Annotated in this window: 15 protein-coding genes and 1 pseudogene; 7 read left to right on the top strand and 9 right to left on the bottom strand. The window is 69.8% G+C overall.

All coding sequences use genetic code 11. The annotated features are described in order from the left end of the window. Positions 1 to 8: 8 nt before the first annotated feature. The 5 genes from ACQP04_RS35900 (at position 9) to ACQP04_RS35880 (ending at position 4,352) form a co-directional block, all read left to right on the top strand. Positions 9 to 923, top strand: coding sequence for an SMP-30/gluconolactonase/LRE family protein (locus tag ACQP04_RS35900; protein ID WP_433504873.1), 915 nt, complete (start codon positions 9 to 11; stop codon positions 921 to 923). Positions 924 to 1,096: 173 nt separating this feature from the next. After that, positions 1,097 to 1,888, top strand: coding sequence for an amino acid ABC transporter ATP-binding protein (locus tag ACQP04_RS35895; protein WP_433504872.1), 792 nt, complete (start codon positions 1,097 to 1,099; stop codon positions 1,886 to 1,888). Positions 1,889 to 1,976: 88 nt separating this feature from the next. Then, a complete protein-coding gene (locus tag ACQP04_RS35890) occupies positions 1,977 to 2,807 on the top strand; it encodes a glutamate ABC transporter substrate-binding protein (protein ID WP_433504871.1) in 831 nt (276 codons plus the stop codon). 46 nt (positions 2,808 to 2,853) lie between these two features. Continuing rightward, positions 2,854 to 3,501 (top strand): amino acid ABC transporter permease, encoded by a 648-nt coding sequence (locus tag ACQP04_RS35885; protein WP_433504870.1) that lies wholly within the window; start codon positions 2,854 to 2,856, stop codon positions 3,499 to 3,501. Beyond that, on the top strand, positions 3,498 to 4,352 hold the full coding sequence (locus ACQP04_RS35880; RefSeq protein ID WP_433508503.1) for an amino acid ABC transporter permease: 855 nt from the start codon (positions 3,498 to 3,500) through the stop codon (positions 4,350 to 4,352). Before ACQP04_RS35885 ends, ACQP04_RS35880 begins: the two co-directional genes overlap by 4 nt. Positions 4,353 to 4,838: 486 nt before the next feature. Here ACQP04_RS35880 and ACQP04_RS35875 read toward each other — a convergent pair. Next, a pseudogene (locus tag ACQP04_RS35875) lies at positions 4,839 to 5,777 on the bottom strand (integrase core domain-containing protein); the annotation flags it as partial. 1,182 nt (positions 5,778 to 6,959) lie between these two features. On the opposite strand from ACQP04_RS35875, the gene ACQP04_RS35870 reads away from it, so the two are divergent. Next, on the top strand, positions 6,960 to 8,174 hold the full coding sequence (locus tag ACQP04_RS35870; RefSeq protein WP_433504869.1) for a cytochrome P450: 1,215 nt from the start codon (positions 6,960 to 6,962) through the stop codon (positions 8,172 to 8,174). Between the two features lie 140 nt (positions 8,175 to 8,314). On the opposite strand, the gene ACQP04_RS35865 is transcribed toward ACQP04_RS35870, so the two are convergent. After that, on the bottom strand, positions 8,315 to 10,102 hold the full coding sequence (locus tag ACQP04_RS35865) for a flavin-containing monooxygenase (RefSeq protein WP_433504868.1): 1,788 nt from the start codon (positions 10,100 to 10,102) through the stop codon (positions 8,315 to 8,317). A gap of 522 nt (positions 10,103 to 10,624) precedes the next feature. On the opposite strand from ACQP04_RS35865, the gene ACQP04_RS35860 reads away from it, so the two are divergent. Beyond that, positions 10,625 to 11,422: an SDR family NAD(P)-dependent oxidoreductase gene (locus ACQP04_RS35860; protein ID WP_433504867.1), complete on the top strand. Its 798-nt coding sequence runs from the start codon at positions 10,625 to 10,627 to the stop codon at positions 11,420 to 11,422. Between the two features lie 106 nt (positions 11,423 to 11,528). Here ACQP04_RS35860 and ACQP04_RS35855 read toward each other — a convergent pair whose 3' ends face one another. The 7 genes from ACQP04_RS35855 to ACQP04_RS35825 all read right to left on the bottom strand — a co-directional run bounded on the left by ACQP04_RS35855 (position 11,529) and on the right by ACQP04_RS35825 (position 20,539). Beyond that, a complete protein-coding gene (locus ACQP04_RS35855; protein WP_433504866.1) occupies positions 11,529 to 12,374 on the bottom strand; it encodes an enoyl-CoA hydratase-related protein in 846 nt (281 codons plus the stop codon). A gap of 31 nt (positions 12,375 to 12,405) precedes the next feature. Further along, on the bottom strand, positions 12,406 to 14,094 hold the full coding sequence (locus ACQP04_RS35850; protein ID WP_433504865.1) for an AMP-binding protein: 1,689 nt from the start codon (positions 14,092 to 14,094) through the stop codon (positions 12,406 to 12,408). Between the two features lie 49 nt (positions 14,095 to 14,143). Further along, positions 14,144 to 15,217, bottom strand: a complete 1,074-nt coding sequence (locus ACQP04_RS35845) for an acyl-CoA dehydrogenase family protein (RefSeq protein ID WP_433504864.1) — start codon at positions 15,215 to 15,217, stop codon at positions 14,144 to 14,146. Between the two features lie 9 nt (positions 15,218 to 15,226). After that, entirely contained in the window at positions 15,227 to 16,465 is a 1,239-nt protein-coding gene (locus ACQP04_RS35840; protein ID WP_433504863.1) for an acyl-CoA dehydrogenase family protein, read from the bottom strand. A 65-nt stretch (positions 16,466 to 16,530) separates the two neighbouring features. After that, on the bottom strand, positions 16,531 to 18,021 hold the full coding sequence (locus tag ACQP04_RS35835) for an aldehyde dehydrogenase (protein WP_433504862.1): 1,491 nt from the start codon (positions 18,019 to 18,021) through the stop codon (positions 16,531 to 16,533). 75 nt (positions 18,022 to 18,096) lie between these two features. Next, positions 18,097 to 19,665 (bottom strand): flavin-containing monooxygenase, encoded by a 1,569-nt coding sequence (locus tag ACQP04_RS35830; protein WP_433504861.1) that lies wholly within the window; start codon positions 19,663 to 19,665, stop codon positions 18,097 to 18,099. Between the two features lie 106 nt (positions 19,666 to 19,771). Then, a complete protein-coding gene (locus ACQP04_RS35825) occupies positions 19,772 to 20,539 on the bottom strand; it encodes an SDR family NAD(P)-dependent oxidoreductase (protein WP_433504860.1) in 768 nt (255 codons plus the stop codon). Position 20,540 lies beyond the last annotated feature (1 nt).

Raw genomic sequence — 20,540 nt, 5'->3', positions numbered from 1 at the left:
CAGGTCCCATGTACCTCGACACCCCACCCGTGGTGGTGGACGCGTCGCCGCGGTTCGTCCTGCCGCCCGAGCTGCGTCGCAAGGACGAGCCCAGCGCGTGGGCCGACGCCCATAAGGCCGGTCGGCGCATCGACTCGTTCCTCGAGGGGCCGGTGTTCGACGCCGACGGGAACCTGCACCTGGTCGACATCCCGTTCGGCCGGGCGTTCCGGGTCAGCCCGGCGGGGGAGTGGACCCAGCTCACCGAGTACGAGGGCCAGCCCAACGGCTGCCGCATCGACGCCGACGGACGGATCCTGCTCGCCGACCAGCAGCGCGGACTGCTGCACCTCGACCCGGCCGGTCAGGTGCACACCGTCCTCGGCCCGGGTGACCTGCCCGGCTTCAAGGGCTTCAACGACCTCGTCGTCGCGTCCAACGGCGATGTCTTCATCACCGACCAAGGCTTGACCGGCCTGCACGACCCCACGGGTCGGGTGCTCCGCCTGCGGGGCGGCGTCCGGGGCGGGCGGGTCGACGTCCTGCTCGACACCGTACCGAGCCCCAACGGGCTCGTCCTCGACGCTGTCGAGCGGGTGCTGTTCGTGGCGGCCACCCGCGACAACGCGGTCTGGCGGGCTCCGCTGGACCCCGATCGGGCGGGCGTGTTGAAGGTCGGCCGGTTCGTGAGTCTGTTCGGCACGAGCGGCCCCGATGGGCTCGCGCTGGACCCGTCCGGACGGCTGATCGTCGCGCACGCTTCGCTGGGCTCGGTGTTCGTGTTCGCCCCGAACGGCGAGCTCGTCGCGCGCGTCCGATCCGGGGCCGGGACGGCCTGCACAAACGTCGCCCTGCGCGGCACCGAGCTGTTCATCACCGAATCCGAGACCGGCACGGTGCTGGTCGCCGACCTGCGGCAGCTCACCGGCGCCGCGGTCCCCTAGACACCGTCCCCGGCAGCCGAGTCCACGCCGATGATCAGGCTGCCGGGGACGGAGCCAATCCCGAACGACTGTCTGGCCGCACGAGGCCGATCCCTTCAGCACTGCGATGCCTTCAGCACTGCGCCCTTCTCGGGCCCCGAGCACGATGACGTGACCGTCCAAGGAGACAGAAGATGACCGCACCGACCGCGCAGAACCGCCCCGCGCAGCAGCCGAGCGCCGCCGAGCCCGACACCCTCGTGTCGTTGCGTGGTGTGAACAAGTACTTCGGCGACCTGCACGTGTTGCGCGAGGTCGACCTCGACATCGCCCGCGGCGAGGTCGTCGTGATCATCGGACCGTCCGGGTCGGGCAAGTCCACGCTGTGTCGCACGATCAACCGGCTCGAGCAGATCGACTCCGGTGAGATCCTGCTCGACCGGGTCCCGCTGCCCGCCGAGGGTAAGGAGCTCGCTGCGCTGCGCTCCGAGGTCGGCATGGTGTTCCAGTCGTTCAATCTGTTCGCGCACATGACGATCCTGGACAACGTCACCCTCGGCCCGATCCGCGTCCGCGGGCAGAAGAAGGCCGACGCCGAGAAGGCCGCGCGCCGGCTGCTGGACCGCGTCGGGGTCGGCAGCCAGGCCGACAAGATGCCCGCCCAGCTCTCCGGTGGCCAGCAGCAGCGGGCCGCGATCGCCCGTGCCCTGGCCATGGAACCCAAGGTTCTGCTCTTCGACGAGCCGACCTCCGCCCTCGACCCGGAGATGGTCACCGAGGTCCTGGAGACCATGAAGGAACTCGCCGCCACCGGCATGACCATGGTCGTGGTCACCCACGAGATGGGCTTCGCCCGCTCCGCGGCGAACCGGGTGATCTTCATGGACGCCGGCCAGATCGTCGAACAGGCCCCGCCGGAGGAGTTCTTCGCCCGCCCCACCAGCGAGCGGGCCCGCGACTTCCTCTCCAAGATCCTCAGCCACTGAGCCGGCCCACCCGCAGAAAGGGCACGACGACGTGCGCATCCCGAAAAGCCTCATCCCACCGGCAGTCCTGATCATCGCTATCGCGCTCGTGGCGACCCTGGGCGCGACCAGCACCACCAACCCGGGGATCACCCCGCCGGTCGCCCAGGATCCGCAGTTCCCCGCCGGGTCGACCATGCAGGAGATCCACGACCGCGGCTACCTGCGCATCGGCAGCCGCTACGACCACCCCGGCCTGTCCGCAGCCAACCTGCAGGGGCAGCAGGAGGGCTTCGAGATCGACCTCGGCGAGTACGTCGCCGGCCGGCTCGGACTGCGCGCCGACCAGATCCAGTACGTCGAGGCCTCGTCGGCCAACCGCGAGCAGTTCCTCGCTCAGGACAAGGTCGACATGGTCATGGCTACCTACTCGATCACCGACAAGCGCAGGAAGGTCATTTCCTTCGCCGGCCCCTACGCCGACATCCAGCTGGACCTGGTGACACTCAAGGGCAACCCCAAGGGCATCGTCGACCCGCAGACCCCCGCCGGGGTGCGGATCTGTTCCACGGCCGGCGGCGCCGTCTCGGCCGCAATCCGCGAGCACTACCCGCACACCAACCTGATCGAGTTCGACGTCTCCAGCAAGTGCATCGACGCGCTGAAGAACGGCACGGTGGACGCGCTGTCCACGCACGGGCCGATCGGTGCCGGATACGTCAGCAAGGACCCCGAGGACCTGGAGATGCTCGGCCGCCCCTTCGAGGCCGACAACTGGGCCGTCGGCATCCCCAAGGGCGACGTCCAGTTCTGCCAGTGGCTCGACCAGACCCTGCGCGCCGCGTCCGACGACGGCTCCTACGCCGCCGCCTGGGACGCCAGCCTCGGCCGCTTCTCCAAGCAGCCGATGACGCTGCCGGAGCCGCAGCCGTGCTCCTGACCAGCCCAGACCTCCTGTCGCCCGCCACAACCACCAGGACTCACCGATGAGCGCCGTCCTCGACAACCTGCCCCTGCTGCTCGCCGGATTCGGCACCTCGCTGGCTCTGATCTTCCTTTCCGCCGCGATCGCGCTGTTCCTCGGCGTCGTCCTCGCAGGGCTGCGGGTATCACCGATCCCGCTGTTCCGCACCCTCGCGACCGGCTACGTCGAGTGCCTACGCAACGTCCCGACTGCCGTCGTCTTCTTCTTCGCCCTGTTTGCGCTGCCCCAGATGGGCATCCGGATCGGGTTCTTCCCCGCCGCGGTCACCGCGCTGTCGGTCTACTACGCCGCGTTCTTCTGCGAGGCCGTCCGCTCCGGGATCAACGCCGTACCCACCGGCCAGGCCGAGGCCGCCCGCTCCATCGGGCTGACCTTCAGCCGCTCGCTGCGGTTCGTGATCCTCCCACAAGCTCTCCGCTCGGTCATTCCGCCGCTGCTCAACGTCTTCGTCGCCCTGACCAAGAGCTCCGCGATCGCGAGCGCCTTCGGCGTCGCCGAACTCCTCGCCTCCACCACCGCCCTGGTGTCCGTGGAATCCGACGCCGTCATCGCCGTCCTGCTGGCGTGTTGCGCCTTCTACCTGATCATCACCATCCCCGCCGGTCTGCTGGCCGAGCGGCTCGAGAAGAAGGTCGCGGTGGCCCGATGAGCGCAACCCTCACGACACCCCGCCCCACCAGGCCCGCGAAGCCGGCCCAGCAGACCTCCGTCCTCTACGACGCCGCCGGACCCCGCGGCCGCCGCCGCATCCGCAACGGCGCCCTCGCCGGCGGCGCCGTCGTCGCAGCCCTGGCAGTGGTCGTCCTCATCCAACTCGGCCGCAACGGCGTCCTCGACCCGAATCGCTGGGAAGTCCTGCTCAACCGCGACCTCGCCCGCCTGCTGCTCCGCGGCGTGTGGTCCACCCTCCAGGTCGCCCTCGTCGCTATCGGGATCTCCATCGTCGGCGGGCTGCTGCTCGCCGCGGCCCGGCTCTCCGACCGGGCCTGGCTCCGCGGAGCCGCTCGCGTGTGGATCGAGCTCTTCCGCGGACTGCCCCTGCTCGTGCTGATCTTCCTGATCTTCCTCGGCGCGCCCGCGTTCGGAATCGACGTCCCCACCTTCTGGGCGTTGACCATCGGGATCAGCCTCTACAACAGCGCCGTCCTCTGCGAGATCTTCAGAGCCGGCATCCGGTCCTTGCCCCGTGGGCAGACCGAGGCCGCGTACGCCATCGGACTGCGCAAGATCGAAGCGCTGCGGGTCATCCTGCTCCCGCAGGCAGTCAAGGCCATGCTCCCGGCTCTCGTCGCTCAGGTCGTGATCATCCTCAAGGAGACCTCGCTGGGGTTCGTCATCGGCTACACCGAGTTGTTGCGTGAGGGCCGAGTTGCCGTCGAGTACCTCGGCGGCACCTACGCCATCCCCGTCTACACCGCTGTCGCGCTGGTCTACCTGCTGGTCAACTACGGTCTCTCTCGACTCGCCAAGCAACTCGAGAGTCGGCGGGTCAGCCGCTGACACAGGCCAACTCAGCTTCCTCCCGGGAGGTGCCGGGCATCGACACCTCACGGGAGGAAGCACGAGCACGTCGGTCTCTCTGCACTCCGCCGACGAACCAGGGTGAACGTGCACGGTCCGCCGCGCCGAACCAGTAGCCGAGGACTGTCCCGGCCCCGAAGCCTGGAGGCCGCCATGTCCCAGACCCTCGACCACAAGGAGACGCCCCACGACAACATGCTTCGGCAGGTGCTCGGGCCTGGTGTGCTCGTCGAGGTCGGTGACGATGATCGTGTCGCCAGGCTGGTCACCGTCCCTGACGACGAGGACCTGTGTGAACTTGTGGGGGCCACCGATCTTGTAGATGACCATGTCGACGCCGATGTCGCCGCTGGCGCTCACCGTTCGCGGGCGGGTGCCGGCAGGTACCCCCGCAGGCGGGGTCGGCCGGGGCCGCCGAACCGGGACCGGTGGCCTGTAGACGGGCCGGTCCGGTTTCGGGCGGGGTGGATCGGCCTTCGGGGTCGCCTCCCACGCGGCCAGCGGTGTGATCCGCCCGGGTAGTCCTTGGTGAGGGCGCTCGGTGTTGTAGATGTGGTCGAACGCGTCGATCTGGGCCTGGAGCTCGCCGAGCGTAGCGGCCAGCGGCTGCTTGTCGAGGTAGCGGAACAGGGTCTGGTGGAAGCGTTCGTTCTTGCCCTGGGTGGTCGGCTTGTGCGGCTTGCCGGTGATCGCCTCGGTGCCCAGTGCGGCGACGTGTGCGACGAGCCGGCCGACCAGGCCCCGTCGCGACGGGTTGAGCGCGTGCCCGTTGTCCGACAGCAGCCGTTGCGGCACGCCGTGGGCGGCCACGGCCTTGTCGAAGACCGCGATCGCGTCGCGGGCGGTCTCAGCGGCCGCGGCGTGGGAGGCGAGCGCGTAGCGGGAGTGGTCGTCGATGAGCTGGAAGATCACGCACTTGCGTCCACCGGTCAGCACGTACTCGGTGGCGTCGAGCTGCCAGCAGGCGTTCGGCGCCGGGTAGACGAACCGCCGCCACGCCGAGCGGGGCTTCTTGCGCGGCTCGCGACGGGCGACACCGGCCTCGCGGAAGATCCGTGCCAGCGACGCCGTCGAGGGCACCGAGGCCAGGCCATCGCGCATCTTGTCGTGAACGCTGATCGGGCCGTGATCCAGCCCGGACGCCTCGAGCGCGGCCCGCACCGCGATGGCCTGGGCCTTGACCTGCTCGGTCAGCTTCGACGGGCTCGACCGCGGCTGTCGGGACCTGGGCTCGAGCACCGCCGCGGGGCCTTCCGCGCGAGCGCGCTTGCGCAGCTCGTAGAACGACTTGCGCGAGATGCCGTGCTCGGTGCAGAACGTCGAGACCGCCCCGCGCGGCGCGTCGTCAGGCCACTGCGAGATCGCAAGGCGGACACGGGGATCGATGGGTTCCTGGGCGACCACCGCCGCAGCCTCGCCGTCGAAGTGTCACCACCAAGAGCACCCCCAGTGTCACCGATGTCCTGACACAGAACTGTCACCCATGTCCTGAGACATAGCATCTAAGGTCGATGGGTCGTGCGGCGCTGTTCTGCGGATTCCGCGGATTCCGCGGACCTGGCTCTGCGCGGGCCGGCATCGGTGGCCGGCCTGCTGGGCCCCGAGGTCCCGCGCAGCGTCCTTCATCGATCGCGACGACGCCTACCGGCCTCGGTCCATAGAGCCCGAGAGCAGGCCGACGAGCCGGGCGCGCCGATGGCCGGCTCAGCACCGCGGCGCCGGTTGCGCAGAACTGCAACCGGGCGGCGACGCGGGCCGGCGCGACCTGCAACGGCCTCATCGGGTCGAGGTGAGCCCACCGTTGATCGGGATGAGCTGCGAAGTGATGAACCGGGCGGCGTGGAGAAGGAAGGAGAGGACGGGTGCACGTCTTCCTTCGCACCGCTGAGCTTGCCGCCCAGCGGAACGCTGCTGTGCACCTACGCTTCGTAGGCAGTGCGCTCCTCGGGCGGGAGTGGAGCGAGGGCCTCCTCCGTCAGCGGGGGTCCAGACGACGGGGTTGATCGCGTTGACCCGGATGCCGTGTGCGCCCACTCGCGGGCGATCGAGCGCGAGTAGCTGACCACGGCCCCCTTCTGTCGAGCCGAGGACTGTTGGCGAGGCGCATCGCGACCATCCGCGGCATCCTGCCAAGCCTGACGGACCGTCGGGTCGGTCGATCGTCGCCTGCCTTGGACCTTGTTCTCTTGTCCAATGCCGAACCCCGCGACCTGCCCGACCTGACCACGGGGCCGGTGCCCACAAGGAGGGTTGGGGTTCGTCTCCGGAAGCGCAGACAGCGCATCCTGGGGATCGGTGCGGCCGGTGCGGGGTCCCATCCTCGCCCTTGGCGCAAGGGCCGCCAGGCTGCCCGGCGGACGCCGACGAGCGGATGCCGGCGTTGACCTGAACCGGGCAACCAGCCAAGTCCGAGTGCCGTGAGCGGCGATATGACCCGCTCATGCCGTGGCCAGGTTCGGAATCCTCTGTAGGGCGCTACAACAGGGTGGACTATGGGAGCCGGGCTGAACTGTGTCGTTCCTTACCGTGCGGGTTCCTCGCTGTCGACGTCGGTCGACTCCGAACCACCACGAGTCAGGAGCAACGATGACCACTGACACCTTGCCCACCATCGACTGGATGGCAGCGGACTTCCAGACCGATATCGAGCGTGCCGCCGCGGCGATCGCTCCGTTCCAGGAGAAGGGCGGCCCGGGCTTCGTTCGCAGCCAGCGTGGAATCGAGGTCGTCAACTACGACACCGCGGTGGCTCTGACACGCGACCCGCGGTTCAGCCTGGCGATGCCCCACAAGCTCAAGATCATCGGAATCACCGAGGGAGCGGCCGCGCGATCGGCGCTGAACTTCCTGTTCAGCCGGGAGGGTGTGGACCACGTGCGGGCCCGGAAGGCCTGTGCACCCTGGTTCACCGCCTCGGGGGCGGAGAAGCTTCGGGCTCAGACCAGGCAGTGGGTCGGCGAGTGGCTCGACGCGGCTGCGGGCAAGGAGGACGACTTCGAGTTCCTCGGTGAGATCTCCAACCGGCTCCCGTCGACGCTGTTCTGCGCGATCATCGGTGCTCCCGTCAGCGATGCGCCGTTCATCCAGCACATGTCCGAGGAGATGATGCTGCTGACGGCCCCGCCGATGCCGGGCAACGCCGAGCGCATCGAGGCGGCAGCCGGGAAGACCGAGGCGTACCTTCTCGGCGAGGCGGAGAAGCGGCGGAGCAACCCGGGTGAGGACCTGCTCTCCCACCTGGTCAAGGTGCAGCAGGAGGGCACGATCGACGACAATGACATCCTCGCCGTCGTCTTCAACGCCCTGGTCGGCAGCACGGACACCACCAGCGCTCAGATCTGCCTGAGCCTTCAGTCGCTCGCGGCGCACCCGGACCAGTGGGAGCTGCTCAAGAACGACCCGTCCCTGGCTCCGAAGGCCGTGATGGAGCTGCTGCGCTACAACCCGGGTGCCTGGTCGGTGCAGCGCTCCCCCTACGAGACGCTCGAGTACGAGGGCCTGGAGATCAAGCCGGAGGACACCCTCTTCCCATGCGTGTTCGCCGCGAACAACGACGAGTCGGTCTTCCCCGACCCGCGTCGCCTGGACATCACCCGTGACCAGCCCGCGTCCCCCCTCAACTTCGGCATGGGGCGACACGGCTGCCTGGGCCGGATGATCACCCTGATGGAGCAGGAGGAGGTGCTCGTCGCTGTCACGCAGAAGTGGAGCAACCTGACGGTGCTGGAGTCGAACTTCACCGGTCAGATGTTCGCCCTGGCGCCGCACGCCTTCCGGGTGTCCTTCTCCGTCGCGCAGTAGAACCGACTCGACCAGAGGGGCCCCTGGTGCCAGAGGCACCGGGGGCCCTTTTCGTCGCCGAGGCCGGCTGGGGGCGAACACACGAAGCGGCCTGCGGCGCCGGTCGGGCGGACGCCGCAGGCCGCGGGGGAGCGGGCTTCTCAGGCCTGCTGGAGGGCTCCGGTCTCGACGCCTAGGATCTGCAGGGCCACGTACTTCGAGTGGGCACGGACCATCCCGATGGCACCCGCCACGTACCAGAGCTTCGGGTGCCCGGACTGACGGAAGGTGCCGCGCAGCTCCCCGAACTCGTCGAGGCCCCAGACGGGGGTGACCTTGTCGGCGGCCTCGTCGCCGATGATGGGACGGGTCATCTCGCGCATGTTCGACCAGCCGGTCGCGAAGACGACGACGTCGGCGGCCTCCTTGGTGCCGTCGGAGTAGATCACGCCGGTCTCCGTGAACTCGGCGATCTCGCCGCGCTGCAGGCGCACATCGCCGTCGATGATGAGCTGCGAGCAGCCCTTGTCGATGTAGTAGCCCCCGCCCCGCTCGAGCGCGAAACCGAGCATGCCCTCGGTGCCGCGGCCGAGGTCCACCTCGAAGCCGGCTTTCTCGAGCCCGGCGAGCATCTCGGCGTCCATCTCGGCGATGGCGGAGGTCGCGGGCGGGCAGACCTGCTCGAGCATCAGCGTGTACGGCATCGAGTTCGACAGCAGGTCGGCATCTTCGAGCGCGGGCCCGTTCTCGGTCCAGTACGCGCCGTGGAAGACCGGGATCCCGTTCTTGCCCGACATGACGTAGCTGCCGCCGCGCTGGACCATCGTCGTGCTCGCCGCGCCGCACTCGTAGAAGCTCTGCGCGACGTCGTGCCCGCTCGAGCCGGTCCCGACGACGATGGCCTTCTTGCCGACGAAGTCCCGGCCGCCGGTGAAGGCGCTGGAGTGGACGATCTCGCCACGGAACTTGTCCGCGCCCGGTACGTCGGGGGTGTGGGGCAGACCCGAGAGACCGGTCGCGAAGACCAGGTGGGTCGGGTGCAGGGTCCGCTCGGTCCCATCCTGTCGGAGCTGAACCGTCCAGCGGCCCTCGGCCTCGTCGTAGGTGGCCTTCTCGACCTCCGTTCGGGTCCACGCGTTGAGCCGCAGCAGGTTGACGTAGGACTCGATCCAGTCGCCCATCAGCTCGGCAGGGGTGTATAGCGGCCAGTTGCTCGGGTACTCGAGGTAGGGGAACCGCGCGTACCACATCGTGTCGTGCAGCGACAGGCCCGAGTAGCGGCGGCGCCAGTTGTCCCCAAGTCGCTCCTCCTTGTCCACGACGAGGTGGGAGACGCCGAGGTGGCGAAGGCGCGCAGCCAGCATCAGCCCGGAGTGACCGGCCCCGACGATGAGCACCGTCGGGTCGCTGTCGGCGAACGTACGCTCCTCGTCGCGGGTCTCGTAGAAGGTCTTCCGGTCGCGGATGGCGGTGTTGTACTCGGGCATCGCGACGTCCTGGATGGAGGTCCGCCGCTCCTCGTGCCCGACGAGGTCCTCCATGCTGGTGGTCACGGTCCACGCCTTCCAGGCATCGCCCGCCTGAAGGAGACGGATGACCCCGCGTCCGTGGGCCTGGCGGGTCCGGAAGGTGATGAACGCTTCGATGACGGGGAAGCCGGTGGCCTCGCTGACTGCCGGGGTCTTGCCCTCCTCGATGGCGAAGCCGGACGGCGCCGTGCCGGGACCGAACTCCGACACCATGGCCTCGATCGCGCTGAGACCGCGATACGTGCGAATGTCCCAGGTCAGCGCGAGGAGGTCTCGCCACCAGCTGTCGTCGACGAACAGCTCACCGAGCGCTGGCCGATCCCGCTGGAGCTGGGACTCCAGGTCCTGCAGCCAGCGCGTGACCTCGGCGGCCGCGTCGATGGACGCCGCCGCGTCCCGTTCCGTTGTCTGTGCAGTCATGATCTGACCCTCTTCGGTCGGTTGCATGGGGACGGACGCCGTCCACTTCCGGGCGCGTGTGGTGATCGCCACGCTGAGCGGACGGTAAGCCCCGGTGCGGACGGCCCTCTCGTCCCGGACCGCCTGCGTTGGGCAAAACGACAGCGGGTCGGCACCGGACGGGGACACCCGGAGGGCAGGGCCGCGAGAACGCCCGCGGTGAGTGCGCATCGACGAGGACGCTGGGCGGTCCGATCCGTCCACCACCGCGTGTGGCAGAACTCAGCGATGGCCCCATGACCTGCGGGTTCTGTCGAGCAACTGCGCGGTCGGCCCGGTGCGGCCCCTGCCCTCAAGCGGCGGCCGAGATTAACAGCGCCCGACCGCGGCGGAGCGCCCGCGGGGTGAGGCGTTGGGGAACATTCCGAGCGGCCCCTCAACGACCGTCCCCGCTCCGCTCACACGACGTTAGCGTCCTCGCGTCGGAGCGGTCGCGAACGTCGGCCGAACCGGCCCCCCAACAACGGAGTAGAGGAGGAGCGCATGTCGCTCAAGGGTCTGCAGGGCAAGGTCGCCATCGTCACCGGCGGCGCACAGGGCATCGGCGCGGCCTCTGCGAAGCGGCTCGTCGAGGAGGGAGCGAAGGTCGCCATTGTCGACCTGGACGAGGCTCAGCTGAAGGCGTACACCGACTCGCTCGGCGGTGAGAGCCTCGCGATCGCCGCCGACGCGGCCAGCCCCGAGGGGGTCGACGCCTACGTGGCACAGACGGTGGAGGCGTTCGGTCGAATCGACATCGCCCACCTGAACGTCGGGATCGGGAACAAGCCGGCCTTCATCGCCGACACCGAGACCGACGACTACGACCGGGTCATGAACGTCAACATGCGGGGCGCCTACCTGAGCCTGAAGGCGGTGCTGAAGCAGTTCGCCGCGCAGGGCGGTGGCGGTGCGATCGCCATGACCTCGTCGATCAACGGCATCGGTGGCACGCCGGGGATGACGATCTACACGATGAGCAAGCACGGCATCGTGGGACTCGTCCGAAGCGCCGCCCGTGAGTACGGCCCGCAGGGCATCCGCATCAACGCTGTCCTGCCCGGCAACGTCGAGACGAAGGCCCTCGTCGAGACGATGGCGCAGATGGGCAACGGCGACGAGCTGCGCACGATGATGGAGAGCACGATCCCGCTGGGCCGGTGGGCCAAGCCCGACGAGATCGGTGGCGCGGTCGCCTGGCTGCTCAGCGACGAGTCGAGCTACGTGACCGGCTCCGCGATGGTGATCGACGGTGGGGCGACTGTGGGCGCGACGTCTTTTGAGCGGTTCACCGAGCAGTGAGCGAGCCGGGGCGCGGTCCCACCGCGACCTCGACGCCACGACGCCGTTCGGGCCTCCGCGGAAGCGGAGGCCCGAACGGCGTCTCTGTGTCGGGGGGACCGACCGGTCAAGACCCGTTGGGGGCGTCGTCCTTGGTCCGGTAGTCCCCGAAGGCGGCGTCGCGGTCCTGCAGCGCACTCGTCACGCCCGCGCGGAACGCCTGCTTGCGCTCCTGGACCGAGGGCAGCATGCCGCCGATCGTCTGGCTGTCGGTCGTGACCCGCAGCGAGGTCCGGATCCCCATGATGTCCATCGCGCGGTGCACCGACCGCTTGTTGAGGGCCAGGATGTCCGGCGGCACCTTGGCGACCCGCTCCGCCACGGCGAGGACACCGTCCTCGAGTTCGTCGAGCGGGAACGAACGGTTGGCGAAGCCGAGCTCCACGGCCTCCTTGCCCGACACCGAGTCGCCGGTCAGCACCGCCTCCATCCCGCGCCGCAGGCCGTAGATCCACGGCTGCCAGCACATGTCCGGAGGGCTGATGTCGCGGACCGGGGGGTACCCGATGACCGCGTCGTCGGCGACGTAGACGAGGTCGCACGCCATCGCCAACTCGGTGCCGCCCGCGAGGCAGTAGCCGTGCACCTGCCCGATCACCGGCGTGTCGTAGTCCCACACGTCGATCCAGCCGTCGACGAGGTGCCGTGGCCAGTGCCCGTTGCGCCGGTTGGAATGCCGAGATAGCGGCTGCGAGTGGTCCTGCGCCAGGTCGTAGCCCGCAGACCAGCACTTCCCGGCACCTCGGATGACGATGACCGACACGTCGTCGTCCAGGTCGGCATCGCGCAGGGCGTCGAACAGCCTGTTCCGAAGGTCGTTGGACATCGCATTGCGCTTCTCGGGCCGGTTGAGCGTGATCCGCCTGACACGCGGGCGTGGATCATCGGTCAGGACCAGCTCTTTGTCGGTCATGAGGACCTCCTTGTCGAGGGATCGGGGAAGTTCAGGACGTCGCGGGTGCCGTCGCCGCACGGGCGATCTCGGCTGCGCCGGCCACGTCCGGCTTGCCGTTCGGGAAGCGCGGCACGGTCGGGACGAACACGACGTCCTTGGGCACCTTGTAGCCGGCCAAGCGGGCACGGACCGCGTCTCGCACGAGGTCCGCGGTCACGGCCTCCGACGACCGTGCGGCGACCGCGGCCAGCCGTTGCCCCCATGTGGGGTCCGGGACGCCGACGACCAGGCAGTCCGTGATGCCCTCCAGCCCGCGGACGATGTCCTCGACCTCAGCGGGGTAGACCTTCTCGCCGCCGGTGTTGACGACCTGCGAGCCCCGGCCGAGCGGCTCCAGGGTGCCGTCGGGGAGCCGGCGTCCCAGGTCGCCGAGGATCGCGTAGCGGCGGCCGTCGACGATCCGGAACGTCGACGCGGTCTTCTCGGGGTCGCCGCGGTAGTGCACCGCGTCGCCGACAGGGAAGGCGATCCGCCCGGACTCACCGTCAGGGGCCTCGGTGTCGTCGTCGCGCAGGATTCGCAGCCCGGGGACGGGGGTGAAACGGGGGGTGGAGGTGACCGGGGTGTCCTTGGTCCAGCGGTTGTTGCCCATCAACCCCTCGGTGGCTCCGAAGACCTCGACGAGCTGCACCTGCGGCAGGTGCGCGAGCAGGCCGGTCTTGGTCGTCGCATTCCACGCCATCCCGGAGGACGTGATCGTGGTGAGACTCGGGGCAGCGTGTCCGGTCGGCAGCCCGCGCTCCTCCAGTGCCTGCAACAGCGGGCGTCCCATGGCGTCGCCGACGATGCTCATCGACGTCACCCCCCACCGCTCGACCTCGACCCAGACCCGGCTCGGCTCGAAGCGAGGGGTCGGCACGGTCACGACGAACCCGCCGAACAGCAACGACGGCAGCGCGCACGTCACGAGCGCGGTGTTGTGCATGAGCGGGGAGGCCGGCAGACCGACGGGGCGCTGACCCCGTTCGGCGAACAGCCTCGCCGCGTCGACGAAGGTCGGCACCCCGGGGTCGGGAAGCCCGACGAGCCCGGCGAACTCGGGGACCCGGCCCTGGACACGGGAGGCGACCGGATAGGTCAGGGCCTTCGGCAGCCCGGTGGTGCCGCCGGTGTACGCGACGAGCGGGTCGCTGCCGGAACGCTCGATGGGCGCCGCGGGGGCCGCGGCCCGCAGCTCCTCCTCGTAGTCGCGGGCTCCTGGCGGCAGTGGTGCGGCGCCGCCGTCCGTCCCGTCCTGCACCATGAGCAGCAGCCGCAGGCTCGGCACCCGGTCCCGGACGGCCTCGACCCTGTCGGCGAAGGCGGCTCCGAAGACCAGCACCTCGCACGCGCAGTCGACGAGGAGCGCGACGAGCTCGTCCTCGGCGTAGCGGTAGTTGATGCTGGTGGGGACGCCGCGAACCTTGAGCGCGGCGAAGTACGTCTCGAGGTACTCGTTCGCATTCCGCATGCAGATGCCGACGGAGCCGTGCAGTGTCAGGGGTGCCTGCTGCAGCAGCGTGGCCAGCCGGGCAGCGCGGTCGTCGAACTCGCTCCACGTGCGCACGACGTCACCGCATACCAGCGCCGTCTGCTCGGGCTGCGACTGTGCGACCGCCTCGAGCACCGTCGCGAGGTGCGGTTCGGACCCGTCGCTCGACGGGGCCTCCGGATGATGGCTGGCGTGCGGTGCGGCCATGACGAGAATGTCCTTCCTTGCTGCCCGACGGGCGAGCTCCGCTGCGCGCTCAGACGGTGAGGAGCGCGGACGCGAGGGCGTCGTGATGGGTCGACGGTGTGCCGAAGAGCGCCTTCGTGGCGAGGGCGCGCTTCAGGTACCAGTGCGCGTCGTGCTCCCAGGTGATGCCGATGCCACCGTGGATCTGGATGCTGGAGGACGCCGCGAACTGCAAGGCGTTCGCGGCGTGGCTCCACGCCGCCCGTGCCGAGCGGGGCTCGGCCTCCTCCTGGAGCTCCCAGGCGGCGAGCCAGGTGATCCGGCGGGCGTAGGACACCTCGATGAACATGTCGGCGAGGAGGTGCTTAATGGCCTGGAACGAGCCGATCGCCCGCCCGAACTGCCTGCGTTCCTTCGCATAGGCCTGCGCCATGTCGAGGCACTTCTGCGCGGCACCGGTCTGCTCCGCGGCGAGCGCGGTCGCGGCGTGCTTCGTCGCGCGGGCGTGCGCCGCGGCGACGACCGCGCCCTGCGCGAGCCACACGCCGGGGGCCGCGGTCAGGCTTGTCATCCCGAACCGCTGGGCGGGGTCGACGGACTCCGACGTGTCGACGGTGGGCGCGTCCGAAAGAGGAACGGCGAGCAACTCGTCGTCGGAGGTGACGAGGAGGAGGAGATCGGCCTCGTCGAGGAAGGGCGCCGGCCCGACCGTGCCGGTGACCCGAGCCGTCTCGGCGTGTCCCTCGACGTGCACCGCGGCGCGATCGAGCGGGACGGACACGACGAGCTCTCCCGCGGCGAGGCGGGTCGACCACTCCTGGGTCTGCGGCAGGTCTGGAGCAGCGCGCAACAGGATCGGCGCCTGCACGGCCGAGGCGAGGTAGGGGCCGGCGAGCAACGACCGACCGAGCTCCTCGAACGCCGCGACGATGTCGAGCAGGTCGCCGTCGGAGCCGCCGACGGACTCGGGCAGCAGGATGCCGTGGAGGCCGATCTCCGTGGCCAGTCGAGCCCACAGCTTGCGATCGAAGGGACTGTCGGACGCCGCCGTGTCCCGCAGGACCGCTGTCGGCTCGGCACTCTCCAGGAACTCCCGCAGGACGGCTGCGAGGGCCCGCTGCTCCTCGGTGGGATTCAGGTCCATGGCGTCCGCTCACGCTCCCTGTGGTGTCGGAGCCGGTTCGCGGGGCAACCCCAGCACCTGCTCGCCGAGTGTGTTCTTCTGAATCTGTTCCGAGCCGCCGTAGATCGTCCCCGCTCGCGTGAACAGGAAGTCCCGCGCCCAGACCCGTGAGGACAGGGGATCGGTACCGAGGGGCTCCGCGCGGAGGTTCTCGGTCCCCGCCGCCCCGCGCAGGTCGTTCATGCGCGTCCCCAGCACGTCGAGCGCGAGTTCGTGCACCCGCTGCCGGTGCTGGGAGCCACGCAGTTTGACGATCGACGAGAGGGGGCCCACCTCCGACCCGCCCGCGGTCTCGCCCAGGAGCCACAGCGCGAAGGCTCGCTGGAGCTCGACGTCGGCGGCGAGCTTGCCCAGCCTGCGCCGGATCTCGTCGTCGTCGGCCAGACCAGACTCGCGGATGAGCGTCGCCAGCCGCTGCAGCTCGATCCGGTTGGCGAGGGCGAGGGAGAGGCCGTTCGCGCCGCGCTCGTGTCCGAGCAGGGTGAGCGCGACCTTGGCGCCGTTGTCCACGCCGCCGATGACGTTCTCGGCCGACGTCCTCGCGTCGGTGAAGAAGACCTCGCAGAACTCCGGCTCGCCGTTCAGGTTGCGGATCCCTCGGACCTCGACCCCGGGCTGATCCAATTCGACGACGAAGAACGTGATGCCGCGCGACTTCCGGGCCTGGGGGTCGGTCCGGGCGAGGACGAAGATCCAGTTCGCGGTGAGGCCCACGGTCTGCCAGATCTTCTGCCCGTTGAGGACGAACTCGTCCCCGAACCGGTCGGCGCGCGTCTTGAGCGCGAAGAGGTCGGACCCGGCCTCGGGTTCGGAGTAGCCCTGGGCCCACCGGATGTCCCCACGGAGCGTGGCCGGGAGGAACCGCTGCTTCTGTTCCTCGGTGCCCCAGGCCAGCACAGCGGGTCCGAGCAGGCTGATTCCCATCCCGTCGTTCGTCGCGGGGAACTGCGGCACGCCCGCGGCGACGAACTCCTCGACGACGACCGCGTACTCCAGGGCGTCGAGGCCACGCCCGCCGTACTCGGTGGGCCAATGCGGTGCGAGCAGGTGCGCCTCCACCAGCGCCGCCCGCCAGTCCTGCCGGAACCGGGGCACGTCTGCCGGGTCCAGGGCTCCCTCACCCGCCCAGCCCTGCGGAACGTGCGTGGCGATGAACTGGCGAACCTCCGTCCGCAGCCGCTCGGCCTGCTCTGACAGCGTGAGATCCATCTTCACCTCTCGGGGCTCGTGAGCGAGCCCATCGCGAATCGACCCTGAACGCGGCCTGCGGCGGGTCAGCCGATACGGAAGGGGTCGCGCGACTCGTCGGCCAGCTCGATCCACACGGACTTCGTCTCCAGGTACGAGTCCAGGGCCTCCTGACCGTTCTCGCGACCGAGCCCGCTCGCCTTCATGCCGCCGAAGGGGACCCCCGGCGAGTTGGTGCGGTAGGCGTTGACCCACACGGTGCCTGCCTGCAGGCGGTCCGCGACCCGATGCGACCGGCGCACGTCCCGGGTCCAGATGCCCGCGGCGAGGCCGTAGGGCGTGTCGTTGGCCATCGCGACCGCTTCGTCCTCGGTGTCGAACGGGATCAGGCCCACGACCGGGCCGAAGATCTCCTCGCGCATGACCTGCATGGACAGGGTGACGTCCGTCAGGACGGTCGGGCGGACGAAGTAGCGGCCCACCTCCGGGGCGACGCCGCCACTCTTCGGTACCCCCGCACCCTCGGCGGCGGCCGAGTTCAGCAGCTCGGCGACTCGAGCGTACTGGGGGCCGGTGGAAATCGGCCCGAGGTCGATCTCCGGGTCGCGGGGGTCCCCGATTCGGATCTGTTCCGCCCGCGACCTCAGGCGCTGTGCCAGCTCGTCGTGGACGTCACGGTGCACGAGGATGCGTGAACCCGCGGTGCAGAACTGGCCGGACGCCGCGAACACCCCTGCGATCAGGCCGTTCGTGGCCTGGTCGAGGTCGGCGTCGGCGAACACGAGCTGCGGCGACTTGCCGCCGAGCTCCAGCGTGACGGCGGCGAGGTGACCGAGGGCGGCCTGGGCGACGGCGATACCGGTCGCCGTCGAGCCCGTGAAGGCGACCTTGTCGACGCCGTGGTGGGCGACCAGGTGCGCACCGACCGCGCGCGAGGACCCCGCCACGACGTTGAAGACGCCGGGCGGGAAGCCCGCCTCCTCGACACAGGCGGCCAGGGCGAGGGCGGATGCCGGGGTGAACTCGGAGGGCTTGGCCACGAACGTGCAGCCCGCCGCGAGCGCAGGGGCGAGCTTGAAGGCCAGCAGGATCAGCGGGGCGTTCCAGGGGAGGATGGCCCCGACGACCCCGACCGGCTGCCGCACGGTGTAGGCGAAGAAGTTCGGGTGCGCGTCCGAAAACGCGCGGCCTTCGATCTTGTCGGCGTGGCCGGCGAAGTAGCGCAGCCAGTCGGCGACGTAGGCGACCTGGGCGTTCGCGTCGCGGAAAGGCTTGCCGTTGTCCCGGGTCTCGACGTCGGCCAGGGCGCCGGATTCGCGCTCGACGATGTCGGCGAGCCGACGCATCAGGCGTGCCCGCTCCTTGCCCGGCATCCGGCCCCACTCACCGGACAGCGCCCGGCGCGCCGCATCGACGGCGCGGTCGACGTCGGCGGTGGTCCCGTCGGCGATCCGCGCCCAGCTCGCGCAAGTGTACGGGTCCTCCGACTCGTACGTCGAGCCGTCCGACGACGGGACGAACCGGCCGTCGATGAAGAGCTGGTACTCGGTGAGGGTCTCGGGGGCGGTCGTGGTCATCTGCTCACCTCTCGAAGTGCGATCGGCAGGTGGACGAGGGGCGACAGCGTGCCGTCGACCCTCGTCCACGAGCCGTCAGGCCGACTGCCGGCCGGCCTCGTCCTGCGGGGCACCTTGTGCCGGGTCGGCGGGGGAGGCAACCGCGCGCAGGTGGGGACGACGGATGCGGCGCTCGAAGGACCCGACCCGGCGGCCGAGTCGCGTCAGCGCCCAGTACACGACCATCGCCGTGGGGAACGGCACGACGAGCTTGCCCGACGGAGTCTTGTAGTAGCTCGGCGTCGTGGTCCAGACCGTCTTGCGCAAGGCGTTCTGCAACCACCGGTTGTAGGCCTTGTGGAAGACCTCGCGGGTCTCGATGGCGGTGACGCCCGTGCGGCGCATCCGCTTGATGTCCCGGACCGCGTAGTCGGCCTGCGTCTCCAGGTTGAAGACGATCGTGCCCATGTTCGTGTTGGGGCCGTACAGCATGTAGAAGTTGGGGAACTCGGGGACGGTGATGCCGACGAACGCGTCCGGTGTGCCGTTCCACCGCTCGTGGATGGTCCGGCCCTTGCGCCCCCGCAGCTCGATCTCGCCCAGGTACTCGGCGGCGCGGAAGCCGGTGGCCAGCACGATCGCGTCGAACTCGTGCTCCTGGCCCTCCACGTCGACGAGACCGCGCGGCGTCACCCGGTCGACGGCCCGGGGGAGGAAGGTGACGTTGTCCCGCAGGAGCGTCTCGTAGAAGCCGGTGGCGCGCACCGGACGCTTGCCGAAGAAGGGGTGGTTCGGGGTGACCACCGCGCGCAGGTCCTCGCGGTCCTTGAAGGTCGTCGCGATGTAGTTCTCTCCCACGGCCTGGCCTGCGGCGTTCTGCTTGGTACCCGCTTGCATCTGCTTGCCGCCCCAGAACCGCGCCTGTTCCATGAGGAAGCTGCGACGGCGCTCGCGGCGATAGTGCCGCGGGTCGCGGAGCTTCTCGCGTTCGGAGTCGCTGAGGTCCCGCTCGCCCTTGGGGGTGATCCAGCCCGGGTCGCGCTGGAAAATCGTGAGGTGCTTGACGGTGGGGGCGAGCGCCGTCGCCAGCTGAGCCCCCGTGCTCCCGGTCCCCACGATCGCGACGTGGGCGTTCGACAGATCGTGCTGGTGCTCCCACCGCGCGGTGTGGAAGAGCGGGCCCTCGAAGCTGTCGAGACCGGGCCAGTCCGGATACCGCGGGACGTTGAAGAGACCGACAGCGGAGATCACCACGTCGAACTCCTCGACCGACCCGTCCTCGAGCTCCACGTCGTACCCGTGTCGGTCCTCGACCCAAGTCAGCGAGCGGACCGCCGTGTTGAAGCGGATGTGCGGGCGGACCCCGAACTCATCGGTGACCTGGTTGAGGTAGCGCGACAGGTCGGCCTGCCTACCGTGCGTCCGCGGCCAGTCGAAGTAGCGGAACGAGAACGAGTACCAGTGCGACGGGGTGTCGACCTCGGCGCCCGGGTAGGTGTTGTCCCGCCAGACACCGCCCACCCCGTCGGACTTCTCGAATACGGTGAAGGAGCCGATTCCTGCGGTACTCAACTTCACGGCCGCCGCGATGCCGGCGAATCCGGCTCCGATGATGGCGACGCGCGGGGTGCGGTTGGCCGGGTTGCCCGAGTCCAGATTCAGCATGATGTGTCCTTCGGTCCGAGGTCGGCGTGACGCTAGCCCGAGCCAGACCATCGAATCGGTGGTCTGCGTCGCGCTGTTGTTCTGCGCTCTAAGGGCGGCGTCGCGGCTACTGAGCCACCAGGCCGCCGTCGACCGGTAGCGCTACTCCGGTCGTGAAGGAGGCGGACTCCCCTGCCAGCCACGAGACCGCGGCGGCGACCTCGTCGGGGTCGCCCATCCGGTCCATCGGCTGCCAGGCCTCCAGCGCTCGGCGGTTGTCGCCGTTCACATCGAGGGCCAGCCGCGCTTCGACGCCGGGGGTGTTGATCGTCGCCGGGCAGACGGCGTTGACCCGGATTCCCGACGTGGCGTAGTGCAGCGCGGCCGCCTTCGTCAGCCCGACCACACCGTGCTTCGCGGCGACATAGGCCGGCGAGGTCTTGGTGGAGGCGACGAGTCCGAAGATCGAGGCGATGTTGACGATCGACCCGCCACCCGCGGAGTGCAGGTGGGGGATCTCGTACTTCATGGAGAGCCAGACGCCCTTGAGATCGATCCCGATCAGCCGGTCCCAGCCCTCCTCCTCGAGGTCGACAAGGTCGGTGGCCGGCAGGCCGATGCCCGCGTTGTTGACCGCGACGTCGAGTCGTCCGAACCGGTCGACGACCTCCGAGACGGCCCGCGCGACCTCGGCCGAGGACGACACGTCGCAGCGATGGGCCGACGCGGTACAATCCGCCTCCGCGATCTCCGCCGCCGTCTTCTCCGCGCCTTCGAGGGCGACGTCGAGGACGCCGACGTGCAGCCCGTCCGCGGCCAGTCGCTTCGCGACGGCGCGGCCGATCCCACTCCCCGCGCCCGTGACCAGGGCGACCCGCTGCTGTTCTCCGGACATG

Source organism: Pseudonocardia halophobica, assembly GCF_050948485.1.
GTDB classification, from domain to species: domain Bacteria; phylum Actinomycetota; class Actinomycetes; order Mycobacteriales; family Pseudonocardiaceae; genus Pseudonocardia; species Pseudonocardia halophobica.
This window is presented reverse-complemented; position numbering and strand designations above follow the sequence as displayed.

What these genes read in the sequence shown, in the direction of transcription:
- ACQP04_RS35900 (WP_433504873.1), top strand. Translation starts at nt 9, where the DNA reads ATGTACCTCGACACCCCACCCGTGGTGGTGGACGCGTCGCCGCGGTTC.
- ACQP04_RS35895 (WP_433504872.1), top strand. Translation starts at nt 1,097, where the DNA reads ATGACCGCACCGACCGCGCAGAACCGCCCCGCGCAGCAGCCGAGCGCC.
- ACQP04_RS35885 (WP_433504870.1), top strand. Translation starts at nt 2,854, where the DNA reads ATGAGCGCCGTCCTCGACAACCTGCCCCTGCTGCTCGCCGGATTCGGC.
- ACQP04_RS35880 (WP_433508503.1), top strand. Translation starts at nt 3,498, where the DNA reads ATGAGCGCAACCCTCACGACACCCCGCCCCACCAGGCCCGCGAAGCCG.
- ACQP04_RS35870 (WP_433504869.1), top strand. Translation starts at nt 6,960, where the DNA reads ATGACCACTGACACCTTGCCCACCATCGACTGGATGGCAGCGGACTTC.
- ACQP04_RS35865 (WP_433504868.1), bottom strand. Translation starts at nt 10,102, where the DNA reads ATGACTGCACAGACAACGGAACGGGACGCGGCGGCGTCCATCGACGCG.
- ACQP04_RS35860 (WP_433504867.1), top strand. Translation starts at nt 10,625, where the DNA reads ATGTCGCTCAAGGGTCTGCAGGGCAAGGTCGCCATCGTCACCGGCGGC.
- ACQP04_RS35855 (WP_433504866.1), bottom strand. Translation starts at nt 12,374, where the DNA reads ATGACCGACAAAGAGCTGGTCCTGACCGATGATCCACGCCCGCGTGTC.
- ACQP04_RS35850 (WP_433504865.1), bottom strand. Translation starts at nt 14,094, where the DNA reads ATGGCCGCACCGCACGCCAGCCATCATCCGGAGGCCCCGTCGAGCGAC.
- ACQP04_RS35845 (WP_433504864.1), bottom strand. Translation starts at nt 15,217, where the DNA reads ATGGACCTGAATCCCACCGAGGAGCAGCGGGCCCTCGCAGCCGTCCTG.
- ACQP04_RS35840 (WP_433504863.1), bottom strand. Translation starts at nt 16,465, where the DNA reads ATGGATCTCACGCTGTCAGAGCAGGCCGAGCGGCTGCGGACGGAGGTT.
- ACQP04_RS35835 (WP_433504862.1), bottom strand. Translation starts at nt 18,021, where the DNA reads ATGACCACGACCGCCCCCGAGACCCTCACCGAGTACCAGCTCTTCATC.
- ACQP04_RS35830 (WP_433504861.1), bottom strand. Translation starts at nt 19,665, where the DNA reads ATGCTGAATCTGGACTCGGGCAACCCGGCCAACCGCACCCCGCGCGTC.
- ACQP04_RS35825 (WP_433504860.1), bottom strand. Translation starts at nt 20,539, where the DNA reads ATGTCCGGAGAACAGCAGCGGGTCGCCCTGGTCACGGGCGCGGGGAGT.